At 67.0% G+C, this 22,221-nt stretch carries 26 protein-coding genes; 11 read left to right on the top strand and 15 right to left on the bottom strand.

The features are described 5' to 3' along the window. Nucleotides 1-8: 8 nt before the first annotated feature. From cysW to ACVK00_RS29270, 3 genes are all read right to left on the bottom strand, one after another. Nucleotides 9-956 (bottom strand): sulfate ABC transporter permease subunit CysW, encoded by a 948-nt coding sequence (gene cysW / locus ACVK00_RS29280; protein ID WP_228907546.1) that lies wholly within the window; start codon nt 954-956, stop codon nt 9-11. Beyond that, the gene (gene cysT, locus ACVK00_RS29275) at nt 953-1,852 is read right to left on the bottom strand and encodes a sulfate ABC transporter permease subunit CysT (RefSeq protein ID WP_284891580.1); all 900 of its coding nucleotides are present in this window, start codon (nt 1,850-1,852) and stop codon (nt 953-955) included. Before cysT ends, cysW begins: the two co-directional genes overlap by 4 nt. 146 nt (nt 1,853-1,998) lie before the next feature. Further along, nucleotides 1,999-3,036: a sulfate ABC transporter substrate-binding protein gene (locus tag ACVK00_RS29270; RefSeq protein WP_284891581.1), complete on the bottom strand. Its 1,038-nt coding sequence runs from the start codon at nt 3,034-3,036 to the stop codon at nt 1,999-2,001. A 264-nt stretch (nt 3,037-3,300) separates the two neighbouring features. Here ACVK00_RS29270 and lexA point away from each other — a divergent pair, with 264 nt between their 5' ends. From lexA to ACVK00_RS29255, 3 genes are read left to right on the top strand one after another with little or no spacing between them, the layout of a single operon-like run. After that, nucleotides 3,301-3,948 carry a transcriptional repressor LexA gene (gene lexA / locus ACVK00_RS29265; RefSeq protein WP_006754655.1) on the top strand — a complete coding sequence of 216 codons (648 nt, stop codon included), beginning with the start codon at nt 3,301-3,303 and terminating at the stop codon, nt 3,946-3,948. 26 nt (nt 3,949-3,974) lie between these two features. Next, nucleotides 3,975-4,313, top strand: a complete 339-nt coding sequence (locus ACVK00_RS29260; protein ID WP_228907544.1) for a hypothetical protein — start codon at nt 3,975-3,977, stop codon at nt 4,311-4,313. A gap of 29 nt (nt 4,314-4,342) precedes the next feature. Next, nucleotides 4,343-5,047 (top strand): DUF2939 domain-containing protein, encoded by a 705-nt coding sequence (locus ACVK00_RS29255; protein ID WP_284891582.1) that lies wholly within the window; start codon nt 4,343-4,345, stop codon nt 5,045-5,047. A gap of 98 nt (nt 5,048-5,145) precedes the next feature. Here ACVK00_RS29255 and ACVK00_RS29250 read toward each other — a convergent pair whose 3' ends face one another. Beyond that, nucleotides 5,146-5,643, bottom strand: a complete 498-nt coding sequence (locus ACVK00_RS29250) for a universal stress protein (protein ID WP_006754652.1) — start codon at nt 5,641-5,643, stop codon at nt 5,146-5,148. A gap of 327 nt (nt 5,644-5,970) precedes the next feature. On the opposite strand from ACVK00_RS29250, the gene nodI reads away from it, so the two are divergent. Next, complete coding sequence (nodI, locus tag ACVK00_RS29245; RefSeq protein ID WP_354122964.1) at nt 5,971-6,885, top strand: nodulation factor ABC transporter ATP-binding protein NodI; 915 nt, start codon at nt 5,971-5,973, stop codon at nt 6,883-6,885. Between the two features lie 6 nt (nt 6,886-6,891). After that, nucleotides 6,892-7,725 (top strand): ABC transporter permease, encoded by an 834-nt coding sequence (locus tag ACVK00_RS29240; protein ID WP_166725339.1) that lies wholly within the window; start codon nt 6,892-6,894, stop codon nt 7,723-7,725. A 48-nt stretch (nt 7,726-7,773) separates the two neighbouring features. Here the strand turns inward: ACVK00_RS29240 and ACVK00_RS29235 are convergent, their stop codons facing one another. The 4 genes from ACVK00_RS29235 to ACVK00_RS29220 form a co-directional block, all read right to left on the bottom strand. Next, entirely contained in the window at nt 7,774-8,196 is a 423-nt protein-coding gene (locus tag ACVK00_RS29235) for a hypothetical protein (RefSeq protein ID WP_006759454.1), read from the bottom strand. Nucleotides 8,197-8,368: 172 nt separating this feature from the next. Beyond that, nucleotides 8,369-9,427, bottom strand: a complete 1,059-nt coding sequence (locus ACVK00_RS29230) for a permease (RefSeq protein ID WP_228907540.1) — start codon at nt 9,425-9,427, stop codon at nt 8,369-8,371. Continuing rightward, complete coding sequence (mnmH, locus tag ACVK00_RS29225; protein ID WP_284891583.1) at nt 9,424-10,551, bottom strand: tRNA 2-selenouridine(34) synthase MnmH; 1,128 nt, start codon at nt 10,549-10,551, stop codon at nt 9,424-9,426. The genes ACVK00_RS29230 and mnmH overlap by 4 nt, the downstream gene beginning before the upstream one ends. A 64-nt stretch (nt 10,552-10,615) precedes the next feature. Then, complete coding sequence (locus ACVK00_RS29220) at nt 10,616-11,569, bottom strand: LysR family transcriptional regulator (RefSeq protein ID WP_284891584.1); 954 nt, start codon at nt 11,567-11,569, stop codon at nt 10,616-10,618. Nucleotides 11,570-11,733: 164 nt separating this feature from the next. Here ACVK00_RS29220 and ACVK00_RS29215 point away from each other — a divergent pair, with 164 nt between their 5' ends. Both ACVK00_RS29215 and ACVK00_RS29210 read left to right on the top strand, forming a co-directional pair. After that, entirely contained in the window at nt 11,734-13,155 is a 1,422-nt protein-coding gene (locus tag ACVK00_RS29215) for a M20 family metallopeptidase (RefSeq protein ID WP_284891585.1), read from the top strand. Nucleotides 13,156-13,190: 35 nt separating this feature from the next. Then, the gene (locus ACVK00_RS29210; protein WP_011656781.1) at nt 13,191-14,477 is read left to right on the top strand and encodes an MFS transporter; all 1,287 of its coding nucleotides are present in this window, start codon (nt 13,191-13,193) and stop codon (nt 14,475-14,477) included. 84 nt (nt 14,478-14,561) lie between these two features. Here ACVK00_RS29210 and ACVK00_RS29205 read toward each other — a convergent pair whose 3' ends face one another. Together ACVK00_RS29205 and ACVK00_RS29200 are read right to left on the bottom strand one after the other, a co-directional pair. Continuing rightward, nucleotides 14,562-15,614, bottom strand: a complete 1,053-nt coding sequence (locus ACVK00_RS29205) for an NADP(H)-dependent aldo-keto reductase (protein ID WP_284891586.1) — start codon at nt 15,612-15,614, stop codon at nt 14,562-14,564. A 194-nt stretch (nt 15,615-15,808) separates the two neighbouring features. Next, complete coding sequence (locus ACVK00_RS29200) at nt 15,809-16,246, bottom strand: PaaI family thioesterase (protein WP_006751003.1); 438 nt, start codon at nt 16,244-16,246, stop codon at nt 15,809-15,811. Between the two features lie 168 nt (nt 16,247-16,414). Between ACVK00_RS29200 and ACVK00_RS29195 the strand changes: the two genes are divergently transcribed. Further along, nucleotides 16,415-16,897, top strand: a complete 483-nt coding sequence (locus ACVK00_RS29195) for a winged helix-turn-helix transcriptional regulator (RefSeq protein WP_228907535.1) — start codon at nt 16,415-16,417, stop codon at nt 16,895-16,897. Nucleotides 16,898-17,349: 452 nt separating this feature from the next. Continuing rightward, on the top strand, nt 17,350-17,973 hold the full coding sequence (locus ACVK00_RS29190; protein ID WP_350227427.1) for a phospholipase D family nuclease: 624 nt from the start codon (nt 17,350-17,352) through the stop codon (nt 17,971-17,973). Between the two features lie 171 nt (nt 17,974-18,144). Here ACVK00_RS29190 and ACVK00_RS29185 read toward each other — a convergent pair whose 3' ends face one another. After that, nucleotides 18,145-18,363, bottom strand: a complete 219-nt coding sequence (locus ACVK00_RS29185; RefSeq protein WP_228907533.1) for a hypothetical protein — start codon at nt 18,361-18,363, stop codon at nt 18,145-18,147. Nucleotides 18,364-18,693: 330 nt separating this feature from the next. Between ACVK00_RS29185 and ACVK00_RS29180 the strand changes: the two genes are divergently transcribed. After that, nucleotides 18,694-18,921, top strand: coding sequence for a hypothetical protein (locus tag ACVK00_RS29180; protein WP_284891587.1), 228 nt, complete (start codon nt 18,694-18,696; stop codon nt 18,919-18,921). Nucleotides 18,922-18,993: 72 nt separating this feature from the next. Here ACVK00_RS29180 and ACVK00_RS29175 read toward each other — a convergent pair whose 3' ends face one another. From ACVK00_RS29175 to ACVK00_RS29160, 4 genes are all read right to left on the bottom strand, one after another. Beyond that, complete coding sequence (locus ACVK00_RS29175) at nt 18,994-19,467, bottom strand: VOC family protein (protein ID WP_228907532.1); 474 nt, start codon at nt 19,465-19,467, stop codon at nt 18,994-18,996. 163 nt (nt 19,468-19,630) lie between these two features. Beyond that, a complete protein-coding gene (locus ACVK00_RS29170; RefSeq protein ID WP_284892794.1) occupies nt 19,631-20,224 on the bottom strand; it encodes an aspartyl-tRNA synthetase in 594 nt (197 codons plus the stop codon). Next, nucleotides 20,188-20,415 carry a hypothetical protein gene (locus tag ACVK00_RS29165; protein WP_350227428.1) on the bottom strand — a complete coding sequence of 76 codons (228 nt, stop codon included), beginning with the start codon at nt 20,413-20,415 and terminating at the stop codon, nt 20,188-20,190. The genes ACVK00_RS29170 and ACVK00_RS29165 overlap by 37 nt, the downstream gene beginning before the upstream one ends. 64 nt (nt 20,416-20,479) lie before the next feature. Beyond that, nucleotides 20,480-20,788 (bottom strand): phosphatidylserine/phosphatidylglycerophosphate/cardiolipin synthase, encoded by a 309-nt coding sequence (locus ACVK00_RS29160; RefSeq protein ID WP_284891588.1) that lies wholly within the window; start codon nt 20,786-20,788, stop codon nt 20,480-20,482. A gap of 208 nt (nt 20,789-20,996) precedes the next feature. Between ACVK00_RS29160 and ACVK00_RS29155 the strand changes: the two genes are divergently transcribed. Continuing rightward, complete coding sequence (locus tag ACVK00_RS29155; RefSeq protein WP_166721552.1) at nt 20,997-21,740, top strand: DUF695 domain-containing protein; 744 nt, start codon at nt 20,997-20,999, stop codon at nt 21,738-21,740. The last annotated feature ends 481 nt before the right edge of the window (nt 21,741-22,221 follow it).

The raw sequence follows: 22,221 nt of genomic DNA, 5'->3' as shown, positions 1-22,221 counted from the left end.
TTGCCTCTTTACGATTTCGACGAAATGGCGGCGACGGGGCCGGCATGAGCGGGAACGTCATCGCGTGCGCCGGCCAGTTCGGCGGCGAGATGACGCTCGGCGAGCAGCTTCAGCGCGAGCGTGACGAGCGCGAGCAGCGCCAGCACCGACGCCACGGCGAACGCCGCCGCGAAGTTGTATTCGTTGTACAGGATCTCGACGTGCAGCGGCATCGTGTCGGTTACGCCGCGAATGTGGCCGGACACGACCGACACCGCACCGAACTCGCCCATCGCGCGCGCATTGCACAGGATCACGCCATACAGCAGGCCCCACTTCACGTTCGGCAGCGTCACGCGCCGGAAGATCTGCCAGCCCGACGCGCCGAGCACGCGCGCGGCCTCTTCCTCGTCGGTGCCCTGCGCCTGCATCAGCGGGATCAGCTCGCGCGCGACGAACGGGAACGTGACGAAGATCGTCGCGAGCACGATGCCCGGCACCGCGAAGATGATCTGCACGTCGTGGTCCTGCAGCCACGGCCCGAGCCAGCCCTGCGCGCCGAACAGCAGCACGTAGACGAGGCCCGAGATCACCGGCGACACGGAGAACGGCAGGTCGATCAGCGTGGTCAGCAACGCCTTGCCGCGGAATTCGAACTTCGCGATCGCCCACGACGCGCACACGCCGAACACGAGATTCAGCGGCACCGCGATCACGGCGACCGTCAGCGTCAGCTTGATCGCCGACCATGCGTCCGGATCGGCGAGCGATTCGAGATAGAAGCCGACGCCCTTGCGCAGCGCCTCGAAGAACACCGCGGCGAGCGGCACGACGAGGAAGAACGCGAGGAACGCCAGCGCGGTGCCCGTGAGCAGCCAGCGCACGACGCGCGACTCGCTGACGGGGTCGGGCTGTTTCGCGGCGCGCGCGCGCGCGGCGGACGGGTTGTTCAGCACGGCACTGGACTCCTGGCTCATTGCTGGCCTCCTGCGGCGGTCGCGGCAATGGTTGCGGTCGACGGCGCGGGGCCGCTCGCCCCCTTGCTCGTACGACGCTGCAGATACCACTGCAGCGTGTTGATCAGGAGCAGCATCAGGAACGACACGACCAACATCACGACCGCTAGTGCGGTCGCGCCCGCATAGTCGTACTGCTCGAGCTTCGTGATGATCAGCAGCGACGTGATCTCGGATTTCATCGGCACGTTGCCGGCGATGAAGATCACCGACCCGTATTCGCCGAGCGCGCGCGCGAACGCCAGCGCGAAGCCGGTGAGCAGCGCCGGCAGCACGGCCGGCAGCACGACGCGGCGGAACGTCAGCCAGCGCGATGCGCCGAGGCACGCGGCGGCCTCCTCCTGCTCGCGCTCGAAATCCTCGAGCACCGGCTGCACGGTGCGCACGACGAACGGCAGCCCGATGAAGGTCAGCGCCACCAGCACGCCGACCGGCGTGAACGCGATCTTGATGCCGAACGGCGCGAGATACTGGCCGACCCAGCCGTTGGTCGCGTAGACCGCTGCAAGCGAAATGCCCGCGACCGAGGTCGGCAATGCGAACGGCAGATCGACGATCGCGTCGATGAGGCGCTTGAACGGGAACCGGTAGCGCACCAGCACCCACGCGACGAGAAAGCCGAACACGGCGTTGATCAAGGCGCCGCCCAGGGCGGCGGAAAACGTCAGCCGATACGACGCGAGTACGCGCGGCGACGTGACGGCGGTGACGAACTGGTCCCACGACAGCGTCGCGGTCTTCAGGAACGTGGCGGCGAGCGGGATCAGCACCACGAGGCTCAAATAGGCCACCGTGATGCCGAGCGTCACGCCGAAGCCGGGCAGCGCGCTCGGCTTGCGAAAGGTGTACGTCGTCATCGGATGCTCTTGCTGGGTCGATGCTGCTCATGGGTCCGACGCAAACGCCGGCACGAGGAATCGCGCCGGCGGCTGTCGGGGATGCGACGCGCTGTCGTGGCGCGCCGCTGTCGTTATGGGTTTGCTGCGTGGCGTGACTGTTCGCGTTACTGCGGCTTGTAGATCGAGTCGAACACGCCGCCGTCCGCGAAATGCGTCTTCTGCGCATTCGTCCAGCCGCCGAACGTGTCGTCGACCGTGTACAGCTTCAGCTTCGGGAACTGCTTCGTCAGCTCCGCCGGCACGTTCTTCGAACGCGGACGGTAGTAGTTGCGCGCCGCGATCTCCTGGCCCTGCGGGCTATACAGGAAATTCAGGTAGGCCTCCGCCAGCTTGCGCGTGCCCTTCTTGTCGACCACCTTGTCGACCACCGCGACGGGCGGCTCGGCCAGGATGCTCACCGACGGCACGACGATCTCGAACTTGTCGGTGCCGAATTCCTTGATCGACAGGAACGCCTCGTTCTCCCACGCGATCAGCACGTCGCCGATCCCGCGCTGCACGAAGCTCGTCGTCGCGCCACGCGCGCCCGAATCGAGCACGCCTGCATTCTTGTAGAGCTTCGTCACGAATTCCTTCGCGCCCTGCTCGTTACCGCCCGGCTTGTGCACGGCATACGACCATGCGGCCAGGTAGTTCCAGCGCGCGCCGCCCGAGGTCTTCGGGTTCGGCGTGACGATCGAGATGCCCGGCTTGGTGAGGTCGTCCCAGTCCTTGATCCCTTTCGGGTTGCCCTTGCGCACGAGGAACACGATCGTCGACGTGTACGGCGATGCGTTGTCCGGCAGGCGCTTCTGCCAGTCCTTGTTCACCAGCCCCTTGTTGGCGAGCGCGTCGATGTCGTAGGCGAGCGCCAGCGTGACGACGTCGGCCTGCAGGCCGTCGAGCACCGAGCGCGCCTGCGCGCCCGAGCCGCCGTGCGACTGCTTGAAGTTGACCGTCTCGCCCGTCTTCACCTTCCACTCCTTGCCGAACGCCTGGTTGAAGTCCTGATACAGCTCGCGCGTCGGGTCGTACGACACGTTCAGGAACGTCGTATCGGCCTGGGCATGCGTCACGACGCCCAGCGCCGCCGCCGCGCCCAGCGCGAGTGTTGCGATCAGGCGGCCCGCTCCGCCCACCAGCCCCGTGTTGCGCTTCGCCATCCTTGGTTCTCCAGTGTTGTCGATGTTGCGATGTCGGGCCAGTCTAGCGAACGGGTTACATGATTAAAAATAATCGTTCTTCATTTTTTAATACTCAAAAGTGCTAACGCAGACTGGGCGGACGGTTGCGGCAGACAAACCGGCGTCCGGACGTCGCGAAATCGCAGCGGAACCGGCGCGATCGCGTCGAACCTCAAGTAACACTTGAAATTCGCGAAGTACTGTATAAAAATACAGCTCACTGTCTATCCATACAGTTAAGCCATGACCAAACTCACCGCACGTCAGCAGCAAGTGTTCGACTTGATTCGCCGGGCGATCGAGCGCTCCGGTTTCCCGCCCACGCGCGCCGAGATCGCGGCCGAGCTGGGTTTCAGCTCGCCGAACGCGGCCGAGGAACACCTCCGTGCGCTGGCGCGCAAGGGCGTGATCGAGCTGGCCGCCGGCGCGTCGCGCGGCATTCGCCTGCTCGGCATCGACGATGCGCCGCACCAGTTCACGCTGCCGCACGCCGGCCTGATGCAGCTGTCGCTGCCGCTCGTCGGCCGGGTGGCGGCCGGTAGCCCGATCCTCGCGCAGGAGCACATCTCGCAGCATTACGCGTGCGATCCCGCGCTGTTCACGAGCAAGCCCGACTACCTGCTGAAGGTGCGCGGCCTGTCGATGCGCGACGCCGGCATTCTCGACGGCGACCTCCTCGCCGTGCAGAAGCGCACGGAAGCGAAGGACGGCCAGATCATCGTCGCGCGTCTGGGCGACGACGTCACGGTCAAGCGCCTGATGCGCCGGCCCGGCGGCCTCGAGCTGATCGCGGAGAACCCGGATTACGAAAACATCTTCGTCAAGGCCGGCAGCGCGGAATTCGCGCTGGAAGGCATCGCCGTCGGGCTGATCCGCTCGGGCGAACTCTGACAATCGGTCTCGCTGAGGAGAACACCATGGAACGCCTTTCCCGTTTGCTGCCTTTCCGTCAATTCGGTCGCCTGCGTCACCTGCGCGGCCGCACGCCCTGTGCGCCGCTGTCCGCGGCCGCGCCCGTGGTGAGCCAAGAAGTCGCAGTTGAACGGCAGGCGTCGCTGCTGCCGTCGGCGCTTCCCGCATTCGCGCGGGTCTCGCTGAACGCCGGCCTGAATCACGCGGAACCGGCGCGCCGCGCGCCGGTGCGCGTCTATCACGGTCGGTCGCGCCTGATCATGGTCGGGACGATCGATGCCGTGTGCCGGATGATCGATCGCTGCATCGACGAGGAACGATCGTCCACGCACGGCGGTCTCTGATTGCGGAACCTGTCCGCACCGGAGGCATCGTGACTGGATCGTCGGGCCGCGCGTGGCGGCTCAAGCCCTTGCTGATTGTCGTGCTGGCCGTCGCCGTCCTGGCGGCGGTCGGCTATGCCTACGCGTCACCGTACGTCGCGCTAGGTCGCCTGAAATCGGCGATCGACGCGCGCGATGCGCAAGCGGTCAGCGAATATGTCGACTTTCCGTCGCTGCGCATCAGCCTGAAGCAGCAGGTCACGGAAGAGTTGATGCGCCGGATCGACGCGGTGAAGAAGGACAATCCGTTCGCGGTGATTGGCGCGCTGATCGGATCTGCGTTGATCGGCCCGCTGGTCGATGCCTATGCGACACCGGAAGGTGTGGCGGCGTTGATGAACGGCATCCCGCCGCGTGGTAATCCGGGCGAGCGGCCCCCCGGATGGTCGGGCCCGCCGTCAGGCGGTGCGCCCGGCAACGCACCGGCCGCGCCACCGGCCAATCCGGCTAGCGCACCCGTGCCGGGCAGCAATGCCACCGCTGCGTCTGCGCCGGCACCGGCACCCGCGCCCGCGCCCGCACCAGCGAGCCCGAGCGATACGGGTCATCAGCAGCAAACGAGTGCCGGCTACCGGAATATCGATGAATTCGTCGTGACCTACCAGCGCAGCGCCGACGGCACGCGCTATGCGGCGGTCTTCCGCCGCTTCGGCCTGTTCTCGTGGAAGCTGTCCGCGATCGACCTGCACGCCTGAGCAATCGCAGTGGCGGTCGCGTTCGATACCGCTGTTGCGGCACTGCGCGCGACCGCGCGTGAACCGCCGGCAATCCGGCCGTTCACGCGATCACTGCGTTACTTGCCGTTCGCGGTGGCCGCTTCGCGTTCGCGCGCCATCTCGGCCTTTTGCTCTTCGGCCGACGAACACGCGACCAGAATGCTGCAGTTCACGCGATCGAGCAGCTGTGTGTTGCCCGACCCCATCCACCATCTCGACAACCCGCTGCGGCACCGATGGCCGACGACGACGAGGTCGGCCTTCAACTCCGTCGCGAGATTCGCGATTTCGTCGATCGGATAGCCGAACGCGAAATGGCCTTCCGCCTGGACGCCGCGCTCGCGCAGCCAGTTCACGCCTTCCTGCAGGATCTCGCGCGCGGTTTCCTCGAAGCGGCCGCACGCGACGTCGGTCAGCAACCCCGCGCTTTGCGCGATGCTCGAGCGCATGTCGACGACCGACAGCAAATGCGTTTCCGCCTTCAGGTCCAGCGCAAGATTGGCACCGCACCGCAATGCCTTGCGTCCCTCGAGCGTGCCGTCGTAGCACAGCAGAATCTTGTTGTAGCTAGCCATGAAACCTCCCTATCGCGACTACGTGCCCTATGCACTCATCATGGTGCGCCGCAATTCAGGACGCAAGGGATGGAAAACGCTGATTCGCCACGCGGGGAGCGTCGGCGATGATGCGGTGCACGATCCGTGCGCCCATGCACCGTGCCGCGCCGGCATGCGCTGAAGAGACGCAGCCGATGCACTAGAATGGCCCGTTCGTGCCCTCGACGTGCGTTCGCCCCGGTCATGCTCATGTGACACGCATTCGCCCGATCCGTTCGCCGGCCGGCACGCCCCGCGGGCTGGCCGCGAAACGCGTCCGCGCCCGCTTACAACGACAACCTGCCCATGTCCGTTGCACCGATCGATTTCCGGAACGTTGAAAAGCGCTATGGCGACAAGCTCGTCGTCAACGACCTCTCCTTCCACGTGCAGGCCGGCGAATGCTACGGCCTGCTCGGGCCGAACGGCGCCGGCAAGACCACGACGCTGAAGATGCTGCTCGGCCTCGTCTATCCCGATGCGGGCGCCATTTCACTGTGCGGCGAACCGGTTCCGACACGCGCGCGGCATGCGCGCCGGCGCGTCGGTGTCGTCCCGCAGTTCGACAACCTCGATCCGGACTTCACGGTCCGCGAAAACCTGCTCGTGTTCAGCCGCTATTTCGGGATGTCGGCGCAGGCTGCGCGCGCGCTCGTGCAGCCGCTGCTCGAATTCGCGAAGCTGGAAAACAAGGCCGATGCAAAGGTGGGCGAGCTGTCGGGCGGGACGAAGCGGCGTCTGACGCTCGCCCGTGCGCTCGTCAACGATCCCGACGTGCTGGTGCTCGACGAGCCGACGACGGGCCTCGATCCGCAGGCGCGGCACCTGATGTGGGAGCGGTTGCGCTCGCTGCTCGCGCGCGGCAAGACGATCCTGATCACCACGCATTTCATGGAGGAAGCCGAACGCCTGTGCGACCGGCTGTGCGTGATCGAGGAAGGCCGCAAGATCACCGAAGGCGCGCCGCATGCGCTGATCGAGTCCGAGATCGGCTGCGACGTGATCGAGATCTACGGGCCCGACCCGGTCGCATTGCGCGACGAGCTGGCGCCGTTCGCGAAGCACACCGAGATCAGCGGCGAAACGCTGTTCTGCTACGTGACCGATCCCGAGCCGCTCAGTGCGCGACTCAAGGGGCGCACGGGGTTGCGCTATCTGCATCGTCCGGCCAATCTGGAAGACGTGTTCCTGCGGCTCACGGGCCGCGAAATGCAGGACTGATCGATCATGGACGCACGCAACTATTCCGCCGCCGCGCCGTCCGCGCCGCCACGCGAGTCACGCTTCGCGATCGCACTGCCCGCGAACGCGACCAACTGGATCGCCGTATGGCGGCGCAACTACCTCGTGTGGCGCAAGCTCGCGCTCGCCTCACTGTTCGGCAATCTCGCCGATCCGATGATCTACCTGTTCGGGCTGGGGTTCGGCCTCGGACTGATGCTCGGCCACGTCGACGGCGTGTCGTATATCGCGTTCCTCGCCGCCGGCACGGTCGGTTCGAGCGTGATGATGTCCGCGAGCTTCGAGTCGATGTATTCGGGCTTCTCGCGGATGCACGTGCAGCGCACCTGGGAAGCGATCATGCACACGCCGCTCTCGCTGGGCGACATCGTGCTCGGCGAGATTGTCTGGGGTGCGAGCAAGGCGCTGTTGTCGGGCGTCGCGATCATGCTCGTCGCGGGCCTGCTCGGCTATGCGCACTTTCCGTCGATGCTCGCGGCGCTGCCCGTGATCGCGCTCGCCGGCCTCGCGTTCGCGAGCACCGCGATGATCGTCACGGCGCTCGCGCCGTCCTACGACTTCTTCATGTTCTATCAGACGCTCGTGCTGACGCCGATGCTGCTGCTGTCGGGCGTGTTCTTCCCGATCACGCAGCTGCCGCCGATCGCCCAGCGCGCGGCGCACGTGCTGCCGCTCGCGAACGCGGTCGAACTGATCCGGCCCGCGATGCTCGGCCGGCCGGCGACGGACGTCGGCCTGCATCTCGCGGTGCTCGCCGGCTATGCGATCGGCGGATTCGTGGTCTGCGCGTGGCTGTTCCGGCGGCGAATGATGCGCTGACGGCCGGCGCGCGCGGCGCCGGCCCGATGTGAAGACTTTGAGACGACGTTACTCGTCGTCATCGCTCCACGGAATCTCGACGTCGGTCAGGAATGCGACGGTCGCCAGCGGGCCGCCTTCCTGGCGACCGAGCTTGCCGTCCGCACGATGCCATTCGACGCGGAATTGCGTACCCGGATCGTCGGCGATCAGATAGACCGCACGCAGCTCTTCCGCGTCGGCTTCGTCGACCGGGCCGTCGAACGACACCAGCATCTTCTGCGGCCACAGGCCGTTCACCGGATCGTAAATGCGGTCGCCCTGCGGAATCTCGATGCTGGCCTCGACGCCGATCGTGGCGGAGGCCTCGATGATCATCGTGCCGAGCGCGTTCAGCACGGCAGTCGCCCGCGCGGAATTGGCCTGGCGGATCGCGAGATCGCCGCGCGTCAGCGCCTTTTCGAGTCGAGGATGAATCTTCGGTTGGGTCATGCGTTTTCCTGTTTGCTTCTTGTAAAGGGCGCCGCATGCGTGAAGCGGCGGCGCCGGATGAATACGACGATCAAGCGACGGGATCGGTCTGCGCGCGGCGCAGCGGCCATCCCGCAGGCCCGGTCGCCGGCTGCCGGGCATGCGCGCCGGCTGGCCGTCCCGTGCGTCGCCGTCAGAACCCGAACGCGATCGCGAGCAGCCCGCTCGCGATCCCGAACACGACGACGAGGGCCGTGACGATCGCCAGCATGTACGGCTTGAACGAACGCGCGAGCATCGCGAGCGACGGCACGCTGATCGGCGGCAGCGTCATCAGCAGCGCGGCGGCCGGGCCGACGCCCATGCCGAGCGACAGCATCGCCTGGATGATCGGCACCTCACCGGCCGTCGGGATCACGAACAACGTGCCCGCGACCGCGAACGCGATGATCCAGCCGAGATGGTTGCCGATGTCCGGGCCGATATGCGGGAACAGCCATGCGCGCGCCGCGCCGAGCAGCAGCACGAGCACGATGTATTCGGGCACGAGCCGCACGGCCATGCGCGCGAGCAGCTTGATCCAGCGGACGAACGGATTGCCGGCCGCGGCCTGCCCGGCCACCAGCGCAGCGAGTTGCGCGTCGTCGATGCCGCGGTCCTCGGGACGCGCGATGCGGTTCAGCAGATAGCCGATCCCGAACACCATCGCAATGCCGAGCACGAGCCGCAGCGCGCTCCAGTGCCAGCCGAGCACGAAGCCCATGAACACCAGCGCGGCCGGATTCAGCACCGTGTTGCCGAGCCAGAACGCGACCGCACCGCCCGGCGACGCATGCCGCGCGCGCAGGCCGGCGACGACCGGTGCCGCGCAGCACGTGCACATCATGCCGGGCAGCGACAGCAGGCCGCCCGCGGCGACACTGCCGAAGCCCGTGCGACCGAGCACGCGTGCAACCCAGTGCGCGGGCAGCAGCGCCTGCACGGCCGAACCGAGCAGCAAGCCGAGCACCATCGCCTGCCAGATCGCCTTGCCGTATGCCCATGCGTAGTCGAGCGCCGCCTTCAGCGACGGCTCGGGCGCGGTCGCCGACGTGCCCATCAGGATCGACTGGCCGATCGAATGATGCTCGGCGGCGACGAATGCCTTGTTGTAGTACGGGAACCATTTCACGTAGAACAGTCCCGCGACTGCGATCAGCAGGAAGGTCATCCAGCCGAGCGCCGGATTGGGTTGGGTGCGTGTGGTCGTCATCGTGTGGTGGTCGATTGGTTTGTGTCGGTGTCGGATCCTGCTGCGTCGCCGGCGACGGGCGACGCCGGGAGCCCGGAGCGCGCGAGTGCGTCGAGCAGCGCGCGCGCCTGCTGGCGCACGTCGGCCGCATTCGGCCGGAATGTGAACGTCAGCACGCGGTTCGATTTGTCGTACGACGAACGATAGGTGCGTGCATACGCAGGATCGTAATGCTTGTCGATCAGCGTGCGGAACAGTTCGGCGCGCGCGTTCGCGTCGATCAGTGCGTTCCAGCGCGCGACCTCCTCCCGGCTGTGCAGCCCGATCAGTCGATCCAGCTGCGCCTTGAACGCGTCCGGTTCGTCGAACAGATGCGCATAGTCCTCGAGCAGAAACGCGATGCGTTCGTCATGCTCGGCTTCGACCTGCACCCATGGCCCCGCGCGAAACGCGTCCATCAGCGCGAGCGGCAACTGCACGAGCCCGATCTTGCGGCTTTCCGATTCGACGAAGACGGGCCATGCGGGGTCGAAACGCTCCAGCGTTCCGACAAGGCCCGAATCGAACGACTTCTGCGCGGGCTGCGGCACGCCCGGCAATGCGCCGAGCAGCGAGCCGCGGTGGCACGCGAGCGCCTCGAGATCGAGCGTCTGCGCCCCTTCGTCGCGCAGCGCGTTCAAGAGCCGCGTCTTGCCGCAGCCCGTATGGCCGACGAGCGCGATGTAGCGGAACCGCGTGGGCAGCGTGTCGAGCGTCGCGCACACCGAGCGGCGATAGGCCTTGTAGCCGCCGTCGAGCTGCCGCGCCTGCCAGCCGATCAGGTTGAACCAGGTCGTCATCGAGCCCGAGCGCTTGCCGCCGCGCCAGCAGTAGATCAGCGGCCGCCAGTTGCGCGGACGGTCGGCGAACGTAGTGTCGAGATGGCGCGCGATGTTGCGTGCGACCATCGCCGCGCCGACGCGCGTCGCTTCGTACGGCGACACCTGACGGTACATCGTGCCGACGATCACACGCTCCTCGTTGCTGAGCACGGGCGCGTTCAGCGCGCCGGGGATATGGTCCTCGGCGAACTCGAGCGGCGTGCGCACGTCGATGATCTCGTCGAACTCGCCGGCGCGATCGAGGGTGACAATCAGGTTCTTCAATTTGGCGTCGAACAGGGGCGATGCGGCTCGGTGAGCCGCACGGGCACGGAAGGCGGATTCGCGATTATCTCATGCCCGGGCGTCCCGGGCCGCGCGCGGCAACGGGCGGGGGCGACGCGGCGCTCATCACGTCGACCAGATGGTCGCGAAACGCACGTACCGACGCGGGCAGGTCGCGCCCCGCCATGGTCTGCACCTGGATGCTGCGCTCGCGCAGTTGCGGGTTCGTGACGGGCACGACGACGAAGCCGTCCGAGTCGAAGCGGTCGCGTACCGACAGCAGCCCCGTGAACATCACCGCACCGGTACGCTGCGCATAGCGGTACATCACGGCGGTGTTGTTGCTGGTCAGTTCCGGCTCGAGCATGAGCCCGTCGAGCACGCACGCGATGTCGATCAGCTGGCGCACCGTCGTGCCGGCCTCCGGCAGCACATGCGGGTGCCGCGCGACGTCGGCGAGCGACACGGAGTCGCGCGCCGCGAGCGGATGGTCGCGCCGCACGAGCGCGAAGACCGGCGCACGCTCCGTGTGCTCCACGCGCACGCCATGCTCCGGCGCCAGGCTGAACGTCAGCCCGATGTCGGCGTCGCCGTCGCGCACGCGCCGCGTCGCCTCCGCCGGCGACACGACCCACACCGAGAAGTCGACGCCCGGGTGGCGCGCCTTGAAGCCCGCGAGCGCGCCCGGCAGGAAATCGATCGCGAACCCTTCCGAGCAGGCGATCTTCAGCAGGCTGCCGTGCAGCGCCTCCAGCCCGCCGATTTCCTTCATCACGTGCTCGGCCTCCAGCAGGCTGCGCTGCGCGAAGCCCAGCAGCCGTTCGCCGGCCTCCGACAGCGCCATCCCGCGCGGCCGGCGCTCGAACAGCGGCGCGCCGAGCTCGCTCTCGAGCTTCGCGATCTGCCGGCTGATCGCCGAGACGGCCACGTGCAGCCGCGCCGATGCGTCGCTGATCGACCCGGTGCGCGCCACTTCGACGAAGTACCGCAGCGCAAGACCATGCAGGAAAGCCGCCATCGTTCTGTCTCCGGGCCCCTCGTCCGGGCCGCTTTGCTTTGCCTTTTCGGCAACGAAATGTTCGAAATTCGATCATTGTGACAAAAAAATCGGCTTCCTAGAATCGATCGCACTCCCCGCCGTGCGCGCCGCGCCCGCAGGAGAACCGACAAAGGAGACACGTCTTGAGCCGTACCACCGCCATCCAGCACGCGCTGAACCAGTTCGAATCGGGCGCCTTCTTCACAACCCTGAGCCGCCGCGTCGGCCTGCGCACCGAAAGCCAGGACAGCGGCGCGGGTGCCGCCTTGCGCGCCTACCTGACCGACGAGATCGCGCCGGAAGCCGCGCGCCTCGGCTTCACGTCGCGGATCGTCGAGAACCCCGTCGTCGGCGGCGGCCCGTTTCTGCTCGCGTCGCGCCACGAGGACGACGCGCTGCCGACCGTCCTGATCTACGGCCACGGCGACGTCGTGCGCGGCTACGACGCACAATGGCGCGCGCCGCTGTCGCCGTGGACGCTGACCGTCGACGGCGATCGCTGGTACGGCCGCGGCAGCGCCGACAACAAGGGCCAGCACACGATCAACCTGGCCGCGCTGGCGAGCGTGCTCGACGCGCGCGGCGGCGAGCTCGGCTTCAACGCGAAACTGCTGATCGAGATGGGCGAGGAAGCGGGTTCGCCGGGCCTCGACGCGCTGTGCCGCCAGGAGCGCGACGCGCTCGCGGCGGACGTGCTGATCGCGTCCGACGGGCCGCGCGTCACCGCCGAACGCCCGACCGTGTTCCTCGGCTCGCGTGGCGCGGTCAACTTCAAGCTGAGCCTGCGCGCCCGCGACGGCGGCCATCACTCCGGCAACTGGGGCGGCCTGCTGCGCAACCCGGCGACCGTGCTCGCCAACGCGCTCGCGAGCCTCGTCGACGCGCGCGGCGCGATCCGCGTGGCGGGCCTGCGCCCGCCGCCGATCCCGGCCGCCGTGCGCGCCGCCCTCGCCGACCTGTCCGTCGGCGGCGGCCCCGGCGATCCGGCGCTCGACGCCGACTGGGGCGAGCCCGGCCTGTCCGCCGCCGAGCGCGTGTTCGGCTGGAACGCGTTCGAGATCCTCGCGTTCAAGGCCGGCAATCCCGACCATCCGGTCAATGCGATTCCGCCCGTCGCGTATGCGCACTGCCAACTGCGTTTCGTAGTCGGCACCGACTGGCAAGCGCTGCATGCGCACCTGCGCGCGCATCTCGATGCGCATGGCTTCGCCGACGTCGAGATCGACGTCGAACGCGGCGCGCCGGCGACGCGCCTGCCGCCGGACGATCCGTGGGTCCGCTGGGCCGTCGCGTCGCTCGCGCGCACGACCGGCAAGAAGCCCGCGATCCTGCCGAATCTCGGCGGCACGCTGCCGAACGAAGTGTTCGCCGATACGCTCGGGCTGCCGACGCTGTGGGTGCCGCACTCGTATCCGGCCTGCTCGCAACACGCGCCCGACGAGCACCTGCTCGCGAGCGTCGTGCGCGAGGGACTGCAGATGATGGCCGGCCTCTTCTGGGATCTCGGCGACGCCGCGCCGCCCGTTCGCCGCGCGGCACCCGCCGCGGCCGGCGCCGCCCTGTAACGCGCTTCGCCCCTTTCTCGGGACCTGCTCACACGATGAATACGACCACCCTGACCTCGCAGGACGCCGCGCTCCCCAGCGCCGCGAAGATCCGGCGCATCATCTTCGCCGCCTCGATCGGCAATGCGCTCGAATGGTTCGACCTGATCGTCTACGGCTTTTTCGCGGTGACGATCGCCAAGTTGTTCTTCCCCGCGACCAGCGAGGCGACGTCGCTGCTGCTCACGCTCGGCACGTTCGGGCTGTCCTACCTGATCCGGCCGATCGGCGGCTTCGTGCTCGGCGCCTACGCGGACCGCGCGGGCCGCAAGGCGTCGCTGCTGCTGTCGATCGGGATGATGATGGTCGGCACGCTGCTGATCGCACTGATGCCGACCTACGCGTCCATCGGCGTCCTCGCACCACTCGGGATCATGCTGTCGAGGCTGATGCAGGGCTTTTCGGCCGGCGGCGAATTCGCGAGCTCGACCGCGTTCCTCGTCGAACATGCGCCGCAGCGGCGCGGCTTCATGTCGAGCTGGCAGTTCGCGAGCCAGGGGCTCGCGACGCTGCTCGCGTCGGGCTTCGGCGCGCTGCTGACGTCGACGCTGAGCACCGCGCAACTCGAAAGCTGGGGCTGGCGCGTACCGTTTCTGTTCGGGCTCGCGATCGGTCCGATCGGCCTCTACATCCGCCGCTACGTCGACGAAGGGGTCGAGTTCAAGACGCAGGCGCGCTCCGAAGCGCCCGTGCGCGAGCTGTTCGCGGACCAGAAGATGCGCGTGCTGCTGTCGATCGGCGTGCTCGTGATCTCGACCGCGATCAACTACATGGTGCTGTACATGCCGACGTATGCGATCAAGCAGCTCGGGCTGCCGGCATCGACGGGCTTCGCGGCGACGCTCGCGACCGGCTTCGTGCTGACGCTCGTCACGCCGCTCGTCGGCCATCTGTCCGATCGCACCGGACGGATCCGCGTGATGGCCGCGGCCGCCGTGCTGATGCTCGCGACCGTCTGGCCGACGTTCGTGTGGCTCACGCATCACGCGTCGTTCTCGACGATGCTCGCCGCGCTGATCTGGATCGGCCTGCTGAAGGCGACGTACTGCGGCGCGCTGCCGGCGCTGATGGCCGAGCTGTTCCCGGCGCAGACCCGCGCGACCGGTCTCGCGGTCAGCTACAACACCGGCGTCACGCTGTTCGGCGGCTTCGCACCGTTCATGATCACGTGGCTGATCAGCGCGACCGGCAACCGGCTGTCGCCCGCACTGTATCTGATGGGCTGCGCGGTGCTGAGTCTCGTCGCCTTGTTGGTCGCGCGCACGCGGCTCGGGATGCGCTAACCGCGCGCAAAGGAAACGACCGCGCAGCGATGCGCGTCGGACGCGGCCCATCGCGGCAAGCCTGCCGCGCGGGCCGCTCGCCGTTTACGGCGCCGGGTTCGGCTGCAGTTCGTGCAGCGCGTCGATCTCGGCCACGATCTCGTCGGACAGCTTCACGTCGATGCTGCCGATGTTCTCCTTCAGCTGGTCGAGCGACGTCGCGCCGACCAGGTTGCTGCGTACGAACGGCCGGCTGTTGACGAACGCGAGCGCAAGCTGCGCGGGCGACAGCCCGTGGCGCTTCGCGAGCGCGACATAGCGCGACGTCGCTTCGACGGCGTGAGGCTTGCTGTAGCGCTGGAAACGCTCGAACAGCGTGATGCGCGCGCCGGCCGGACGCGCGCCGTTCTCGTACTTGCCGGACAGCCAGCCGAATGCGAGCGGCGAATAGGCGAGCAGGCCGACGCCATCGCGATGCGTGAACTCGGACAGGCCGTTCTCGAACGTCCGGTTCAGCAGGCTGTACGGATTCTGGATGCTCGCGACGCGCGGCAGCCCGAGCTTCTCTGCCGCGCGCAGGAATTGCGCGACGCCCCACGGCGTTTCGTTCGACACGCCGATCGCGCGGACCTTGCCGGCCTTCACGAATTCCGCGAGCACGCCCAGCGTTTCCTCGATCGGTACCGTATACGCATCGTCGACCCACGGATACGCGGAGCGGCCGAACGTCGTCGTGCTGCGATCGGGCCAGTGCAGCTGGTACAGGTCGACATAGTCGGTCTGCAGACGCTTGAGGCTGCCGTCGAGCGCCTCGGTCAGGTTCTTGCGGTCAAACTGGTTGCCTTCGCCGCGAATGTGGCGCGGATTGTGCGGCTGCCGCGCCGGGCCCGCGATCTTCGTCGCGAGCACGATCCGGTCGCGTTGCGCACGATGCTGCGCGAGCCAGGTGCCGATGTACTGCTCCGTGCGGCCCTGGGTTTCGGGCTTCGGCGGCACCGGGTACATCTCCGCAGCGTCGATCAGCGTGACGCCCTGCCCGAGCGCGTAATCGATCTGCTCGTGGGCGTCGCGCTCCGAATTCTGCTCGCCCCACGTCATCGTGCCGAGACCGATCAGGCTGACCTCGATGCCCGAATCGCCGAGTGTGCGGTATTCCATGCTGTTCCTGTCACGTCAGTGGAAAGCAGAAACGCTATCACATTGAACGGAACGCTTCAGACAGCCGAGCCGCGTGCTTACAGGCGGCCTTCGGCATGTGCGCCGCCCTCGCTCATGCGGATTGTGGCCGCCTCCGCGTGTGCGTCGTTCGGGTGACGTCGGACGGCCGAGGTGGCACGCCGCCGCCCGGTGCGTCACTGCGGCCGCTGAATGAAGCAGGTCGCCGATGCGTGCGCGACGATCTTGTCGTCCGGCGTCTTCAGCGTGCCTTCCGCGACGCCGAGCGAACGCGACAGGTGAATCACGCGCCCTTCGGCGATCAGGTCGACGTCGCGCGGCACGGGACGCAGCATCTTCACATGCAGGTCGACCGTGCCGTAGCCGACGCCCGCGTCGAGCATCGAATGCACCGCGCAGCCCGTGACCGAATCGAGCACCGTCGCGGCGAACCCGCCATGGACGCCGCCGAGCGGATTCAGGTGCCGGCCGTCCGCCCGCGCCGAAAACTTCACATAGCCGAACTCGACGCCCAGCGGACGCATCGGGATCGTTTCGGAAATCGACGCGAGCGGCACGTCTCCGGCCGCCGCGGCACGCAGCAGATCGAGACCGGACAGGGAAAGCGGATTCATCGGGTTGTCTCCGGGTTGATGGCGCGTCGCCGCGCGAGTAAGTTCTAAATTGGAACCCATTATTGACAACCGTCTCGGGCTTGTCAACGAGCCGACGCCCATTGCAGTCGAAGGTAAGTTCTATAATCGAACCCACTTCTTTGATGAACCGCCGCGTGAGACTCGACGATGAAATGGGATGACATCGGTACGCTGAACTGTTCGGTCGCGCGCACGCTCGCCGTGCTCGGCGATCGCTGGACCATGCTGATCCTGCGCAACGCCTTTCTCGGTTGCCGCCGCTTCGATGCGTTCCAGACGCAACTGGGCCTCACGCGCCACGTGCTGGCCGAGCGGCTCGCGCGCCTCGTCGACGAAGGCGTGCTGGTCAAGCGCGCGTATCAGGAACGCCCGCCGCGCTTCGAATACCGGTTGACCAAAAAAGGCCTCGATCTTTATCCGGCCCTGCTCGCGCTGATGACATGGGGCGACCGCTGGAAGGACGACGGCCAGGGGCCGCCCCTGCAATTGCGCCATCACACCTGTGGTCAGCTGATGCATGCAGTCGCGGTGTGCTCGGCATGCGGCGAGCCGCTCGATGCGCACGACGTGCAGCCGGAGCCCGGCCCCGGATGGGTCACACCTGCGGCGACCGGGCCGATCGAGCCGTGATGCCGTGATGCCGTGATGCCGTGATGCCGTGATGCCTGATGCCTGATGCCTGATGCAGCGCGCGTGCCACGCGCATCGCAGCGCGTCCTCATGCGGATGCGAGTTGCATGCGTTTCAGCCTACCGAGAATTCGCGTTGCCGCGCTCGATGGGCTGTTCCCATCTAATCAATCGCATAGCGCATTGAACCTGCACCAGCGCGCACGTGTATTTCTTCATTCGGGACCTTGTCGTTCCACCTGCGCACGCACGCGCTGATCAATCGACCTCCGTCAACCAGCGCGACCATCCGGCCGCTGCGGAAACCCCACGGAATGATGAGCACCGCCCCATCGACCGCTGCAGGCCGTCACGCCATCACGCCATCGCTTCCATTCGCATCCGGGCGTGACCGCGCCGCCGTGTCTGCGTTACACTCACGGCCCGCTGTCTCAAAATCATTCGCTGTCCAAGATGTTGTCGCGCAAACGCCTCGCCGCCACCTGCCTCGCCGCTTCCCTGCTTGCCACACCCTTCGCCGCCTTCGGCAAGACGCACAATGAATCGCTGCTGCAACAGGCAATCGACTTCATCGCGCAGTTGCTGCCGACGCCGACCCATGAAGCACCCGCCACGCAGGCCGTCGAATCGGCGTTCTCGCCCGATGGCGGCGCCGAGGCGCTCGTGCTGAAGGCGATCGGCACCGCGCGCACCTCGATTCGCGTGGCCGCCTACTCGTTCACGTCGCCACCCGTCACGCGCGCGCTGCTCGCCGCGAAGCGGCGCGGCGTGAATGTCGCGGTCGTCGTGGACGACAAGGGCAATCGCGCCAAGAGCAGCAAGCAGGCGCTGAACCTGCTCGTCAACGCGGGCATTCCGACGCGCACGATCGACGCCTATGCCATCCATCACGACAAGTACCTCGTGATCGATGCCGAACATGTCGAGACCGGCTCGTTCAACTACAGCGCTTCGGCAGCCAGCCGCAATTCCGAAAACGTCGTCGTGGTCTGGAACAATCCGCAGCTCGCGTCGCGCTACCTCGCGCATTGGCAAAGCCGCTTCGACCAGGGCGCGCCGTACCGCTCGTCTTACTGACACATCGCACGCACGCGATCGCGATTCGCGTGCGGCACGGCCGACGCATGTCGTTGCATGCATTCGCTTCGTGATGTCGTCAATGATCGGTGCGCACGACGCGCCGATCAACCTGGCCGAATGGCCGGCACACCGTGCATGACAGCGCCGCGATCAGCGGCATCGATGAAATCAGTGAATGTCGGGCGATCGCTCCGCGACTTGCGCGGTCGCGACACACCGGCTCGCCCGCGCATGCGCATCGCTTGACGAAAACTTCGGCAGATCGCGATTGCCGCCCGGCAGCGCGCGCAGTACGCAGTCCGTGCTGAAGGTCAGCGTGTTCTGGACCATCGGATAAAGCAGGTACAGCGCCAGCGCGAGATAACCCGCGTACAGAATTCGGACCATGGTGCGATAGATGAACGATTGACTCGCCCTGTTTACGGCATCGCACCGAACAGCTTGAGGCACCCGACACGAATTCATCTCGTGCACGCGTGAAGCGCCTGCATCGTTCTCCGCGCATGGCGCATGCGCGGCTCGCGAACGACACGACGGTGATCCAGGATGCGCGCAATGACGATCGTTTCCACGACAACCCGCTCGTCACGGGCCAGCCGGGCATCCGCTTCCACGCAGGCAGGCCGCTCGCTGCGCCGAACGGCCTGCCCGTCGGCGCACGCGGCCGCGCGAACGCTGCGCCGGCGAACTCGCCCGGCTCGGCAGCGAGGGATCGTCGTGCTGTTGAGCGCCGCCGATCCGGCCGACGTCGGCGAGCCGGTCGTGCGCGTCACGCAGACGCTCGCGCTGCGCGACGCAGCCGACGCACGCGGCTACGCGATCCGGTTCAGTGTCGGTCACGCCGCTTACGAACCTGCGCGGCATCATACGGTGGCCGCCCTGCTCGACTCAGCCGATCGTCACAGGTCCGAGGACAACCAGCGCAACAAGGCCGCCGGCGCGTGAGCGAAGACGAACCGCGCGCCGCTGCAACCGGAACCGGAACCGCAACCGCGAGCCGCGCTCAGCCCAACTCGCTCAGCTTCCGCACGGCGGCGCGCTCGCCATCGCTTCCGCGATCTGCTCGGGCGTCAGATCGCGCTGATGGGTCGCGATCGACCAGCGATGGCCGAACGGGTCCTCCACTTGCCCATAGCGATCGCCCCAGAACATGTCGGCGGCCGGCATCGTGACCGTTGCGCCGGCCGCGACGGCCTGCGCGATCGCCGCGTCGGTGTCCCGCACGTACAGGTGCAGGCAGACCGACGTGCCTTTCAGCGCCTTCGGTCCGAGTGCGCCATGCTCCGGCATTTCATCCACGAGCATCAGCGTCGAATCGCCGATTGCGAGGCACGCGTGCGCGAGCCGGCCGTCAGGGGTCGGCAGGCGAAACCGTTCGGTCGCGTTGAACGCACGCTTGTAGAAATCGATGGCTGCGGCTGCGCCGGCGCAGATCAGATGCGGCGTCAGCGTGCGCATTCCTTCCGGGATCGGGTTGACGGACGTGGCCATGGGTGTCGCTCCTTCAGTCGGTTGTCGTATCGGAAATCGGGACGGACGCACGATGCGCACGTCTCCAACGCTACGACGGACGGGCTCGACGGAAATCGACACGCATGCCGGGATTTTTTTATCGCGCGCGACAGGCCGGCCAGATCACGCACGACGCACGGAATCAGTCCGTTCGGCCGACGGGATCATCCGGCATGCCGAACTGCCGGCGGCACGCTTCGAGCAGCGCGGCAACCGCATCGAGCGGAAGGTCGGCGAACCGGTTGATCGGCAGCATCACGCCGTCGGGCACCTTGGTGCGCGGCGAGTGCGCCGAGAACTGGTAGCCGATGTAACGGTTGCCTGCGACGCTGATCATCCCGAACTCGGTCACATCGCGCCACCGCGTCACCGGCTTTTCACGCACGGAACCGACCAGCCTGAAGCCGGTTTCGTCGATATGCAGCGCCATCTTGCGGCGCGACACGAAGAAGAAGGCGCCGCTCGCGAGGGCCAGCACCGCGGCCAGCGCCGCCACCGGCCAGAGCGTCCGGTCGGCCGCGTACCCGCACGCGGCCAACCCGGCCAGCACCGCGCAGAGGATCGCCTTGCGTCTGAAACTGCGGCCGTCGACCGGCAGGACCACCGGCAATGCGCCGATCACCGTTCCCGCAACCGGATCGACATGCCAGCCGGAATCGTTCGTTTCGCTTGCTTCGCTCACCGTTTCGGCCGCTCCCGTCAATTGCACACATTGACCGTGCCGTTGGACGTGCATTGACCGACCGCCCAGTGACTCTGCGCCGCGAGGTGCGGCGCGAGGCCGATTCCGCGAATCGGCGTCGCCGGCGACGACGCCGGAACCGCGGCCGATGCGGTCTCGGGCGACGGCTGTATGGATTCGGTCTGACAGGCCGCGAGCATCAGACAAAGTGCGGCTCCCAACGGGGCAATGGCGTATCTGGGCATGGTTTCGTGTTCCGTAGCGTGATTTATTTGTGGGCGGCTCGCGGGAACACGGGCCGATCGCCGTTCAGATCTGCGGAAGATCACGCAGCGTGCGCGACTCGTTCGTCGCATCGATGTCGAGTTCGATCCCTGCCGACGCGTCGCGATACAGCACGCGCTTCAGTTTCGGCCCCACCGCCGTTCCGTCAGCTTCGTCAAACACGGCATGAACGTCGTTGCCCGCCGCAAGCGCGTGTGCCACTTCCTCCACCGACGCCTCGCTCGGCGTCGCCGCCCACGACCAATCCGTCGGGTTGACGGCCGCCCAGCGCACGTGCGTCACACGCGCACTGAGCACGTCGATTCGGACACCATTCACAGCGAACATCGACATCGGAATCTCCTTCGAAACGGTTGCGGCCGGGCGAACGCCTGACGCTGGAAGCCGACGATCGCGCGATAGCAGGCGAATTCGACTGCCATCGGGCCAGCCGGGCCAGCCGGGCCAGCAATCATCGGCGCGGCGTCGGCCAGCGAGATTTTCGATGATACATTGGGACGCTTTGCAACCGTCAACAGACAATCGTGCACGGGAGAAACACATGACCGACGCCTGGGGAACCTTCCCTGCCAGAATGGGCGACCATCAGGCTTTCATCAGCTTCAATCAGAGCTTTGCGGAAATCGCCGAAAGCGATCCGCGCACGTCGCTGCTCAGCGTACGCGTCACGCTTGCGCATCCGACGCCCGAGGGCCTGCCGAGCGGTGACGAGTTCGCCGAGCTCACGAAGATCGAGGATCTGCTGGACGCAGCCGTGACCGCGAAAAACGGCGTGCAGGTCGGCCGCGTCACGGTCGATGGCAACCAGGATTTCCTGTTCTACGTGCCGTTCGACGAAGAAACCGCAGCCGGCATCGTCGACTCGCTGGCCGAACAGACGACCTACGCACTTCAGTACGCCTACCAGGACGACCCGGACAAGGAAACGTACTGGCGCACGCTCTACCCGACCGACGACGACTGGCAACTGATGCGCGACATGCGTCTGCTCGATGCGCTGCGGCAGAAAGGCGACGTGAGCGACATGAGCCGGCGCGTGATGCACTGGGCCTACTTCCCGGAGCCCAGCGACGCGCACCAGTTCGCCGACTGGGCCGAGTCGAAAGGCTATCTGGTCGAATCGGTCGCACCGACCGAGGACGGCAAATCGGCCGTGCGGTTTGCGCACGAAGGCACGATGGTGCTGGCCGACATCACGCACCATACGCTCGAGATCAATCGCGAGGTACGCTCGCTCGGCGGCGAATACGACGGCTGGGAAACCAGCGTCGAGCAGGCCGGCTGATCCGGCCGACACGCGTGTTGCGGGCGACCGGGCCTTGACGGGTTCGGGACAAAAAGCATCCCGGCGGCGCGAACGCGCGCCGCCGGGACCGAGGCATCGCCGGCCGTAACCGGCGATGGGCCCAAGCGACCGCTCAGGCACGAGAAAAGCGATTCATGCGGATCAGGCGAACGGATGCCGGGGGCGCGAAACGCCGCCTGCCGAACGCCTGTCCGGTTTCGCCGACGCGGCTTGCACGCGCCGGGCGGGCAAAAAGCCCCGCTCCTGCACGAGCGAGCGGGGAAACGGTTGACCGGGCCGGGGTAGAACGGTCAACCGATCAGATTGTGATCGTGGCCCGTGCAACCATCTGTGCGGCAACTCACCCTTTCAACCGGAATGCCCCGAGCCATGCACACAGGCGTGCCGGGCAGCGACGATCACGCCTGCAGTCAGCAGCGTTCTTCTGTTCATGATTTCGAGTGCGGATTTTTGATTTATG

This window comes from Burkholderia sp. PvR073 (assembly GCF_054055695.1).
This window is presented reverse-complemented; position numbering and strand designations above follow the sequence as displayed.

Bases quoted from the DNA above. Each gene is read 5' to 3' on its own strand.
- ACVK00_RS29235 (WP_006759454.1), bottom strand. From the start codon at position 8,196: ATGACCCAACCGAAGATTCATCCTCGACTCGAAAAGGCGCTGACGCGC.
- ACVK00_RS29210 (WP_011656781.1), top strand. From the start codon at position 13,191: ATGAATACGACCACCCTGACCTCGCAGGACGCCGCGCTCCCCAGCGCC.
- ACVK00_RS29190 (WP_350227427.1), top strand. From the start codon at position 17,350: ATGTTGTCGCGCAAACGCCTCGCCGCCACCTGCCTCGCCGCTTCCCTG.
- ACVK00_RS29170 (WP_284892794.1), bottom strand. From the start codon at position 20,224: ATGCACGTCCAACGGCACGGTCAATGTGTGCAATTGACGGGAGCGGCC.
- ACVK00_RS29200 (WP_006751003.1), bottom strand. From the start codon at position 16,246: ATGAATCCGCTTTCCCTGTCCGGTCTCGATCTGCTGCGTGCCGCGGCG.
- ACVK00_RS29230 (WP_228907540.1), bottom strand. From the start codon at position 9,427: ATGACGACCACACGCACCCAACCCAATCCGGCGCTCGGCTGGATGACC.
- ACVK00_RS29250 (WP_006754652.1), bottom strand. From the start codon at position 5,643: ATGGCTAGCTACAACAAGATTCTGCTGTGCTACGACGGCACGCTCGAG.
- ACVK00_RS29160 (WP_284891588.1), bottom strand. From the start codon at position 20,788: ATGTCGATGTTCGCTGTGAATGGTGTCCGAATCGACGTGCTCAGTGCG.
- ACVK00_RS29260 (WP_228907544.1), top strand. From the start codon at position 3,975: ATGGAACGCCTTTCCCGTTTGCTGCCTTTCCGTCAATTCGGTCGCCTG.
- ACVK00_RS29195 (WP_228907535.1), top strand. From the start codon at position 16,415: ATGAAATGGGATGACATCGGTACGCTGAACTGTTCGGTCGCGCGCACG.
- ACVK00_RS29270 (WP_284891581.1), bottom strand. From the start codon at position 3,036: ATGGCGAAGCGCAACACGGGGCTGGTGGGCGGAGCGGGCCGCCTGATC.
- ACVK00_RS29175 (WP_228907532.1), bottom strand. From the start codon at position 19,467: ATGGCCACGTCCGTCAACCCGATCCCGGAAGGAATGCGCACGCTGACG.
- ACVK00_RS29165 (WP_350227428.1), bottom strand. From the start codon at position 20,415: ATGCCCAGATACGCCATTGCCCCGTTGGGAGCCGCACTTTGTCTGATG.
- ACVK00_RS29205 (WP_284891586.1), bottom strand. From the start codon at position 15,614: ATGGAATACCGCACACTCGGCGATTCGGGCATCGAGGTCAGCCTGATC.
- ACVK00_RS29155 (WP_166721552.1), top strand. From the start codon at position 20,997: ATGACCGACGCCTGGGGAACCTTCCCTGCCAGAATGGGCGACCATCAG.
- cysW (WP_228907546.1), bottom strand. From the start codon at position 956: ATGAGCCAGGAGTCCAGTGCCGTGCTGAACAACCCGTCCGCCGCGCGC.
- nodI (WP_354122964.1), top strand. From the start codon at position 5,971: ATGTCCGTTGCACCGATCGATTTCCGGAACGTTGAAAAGCGCTATGGC.
- ACVK00_RS29240 (WP_166725339.1), top strand. From the start codon at position 6,892: ATGGACGCACGCAACTATTCCGCCGCCGCGCCGTCCGCGCCGCCACGC.
- lexA (WP_006754655.1), top strand. From the start codon at position 3,301: ATGACCAAACTCACCGCACGTCAGCAGCAAGTGTTCGACTTGATTCGC.
- ACVK00_RS29220 (WP_284891584.1), bottom strand. From the start codon at position 11,569: ATGGCGGCTTTCCTGCATGGTCTTGCGCTGCGGTACTTCGTCGAAGTG.
- ACVK00_RS29185 (WP_228907533.1), bottom strand. From the start codon at position 18,363: ATGGTCCGAATTCTGTACGCGGGTTATCTCGCGCTGGCGCTGTACCTG.
- cysT (WP_284891580.1), bottom strand. From the start codon at position 1,852: ATGACGACGTACACCTTTCGCAAGCCGAGCGCGCTGCCCGGCTTCGGC.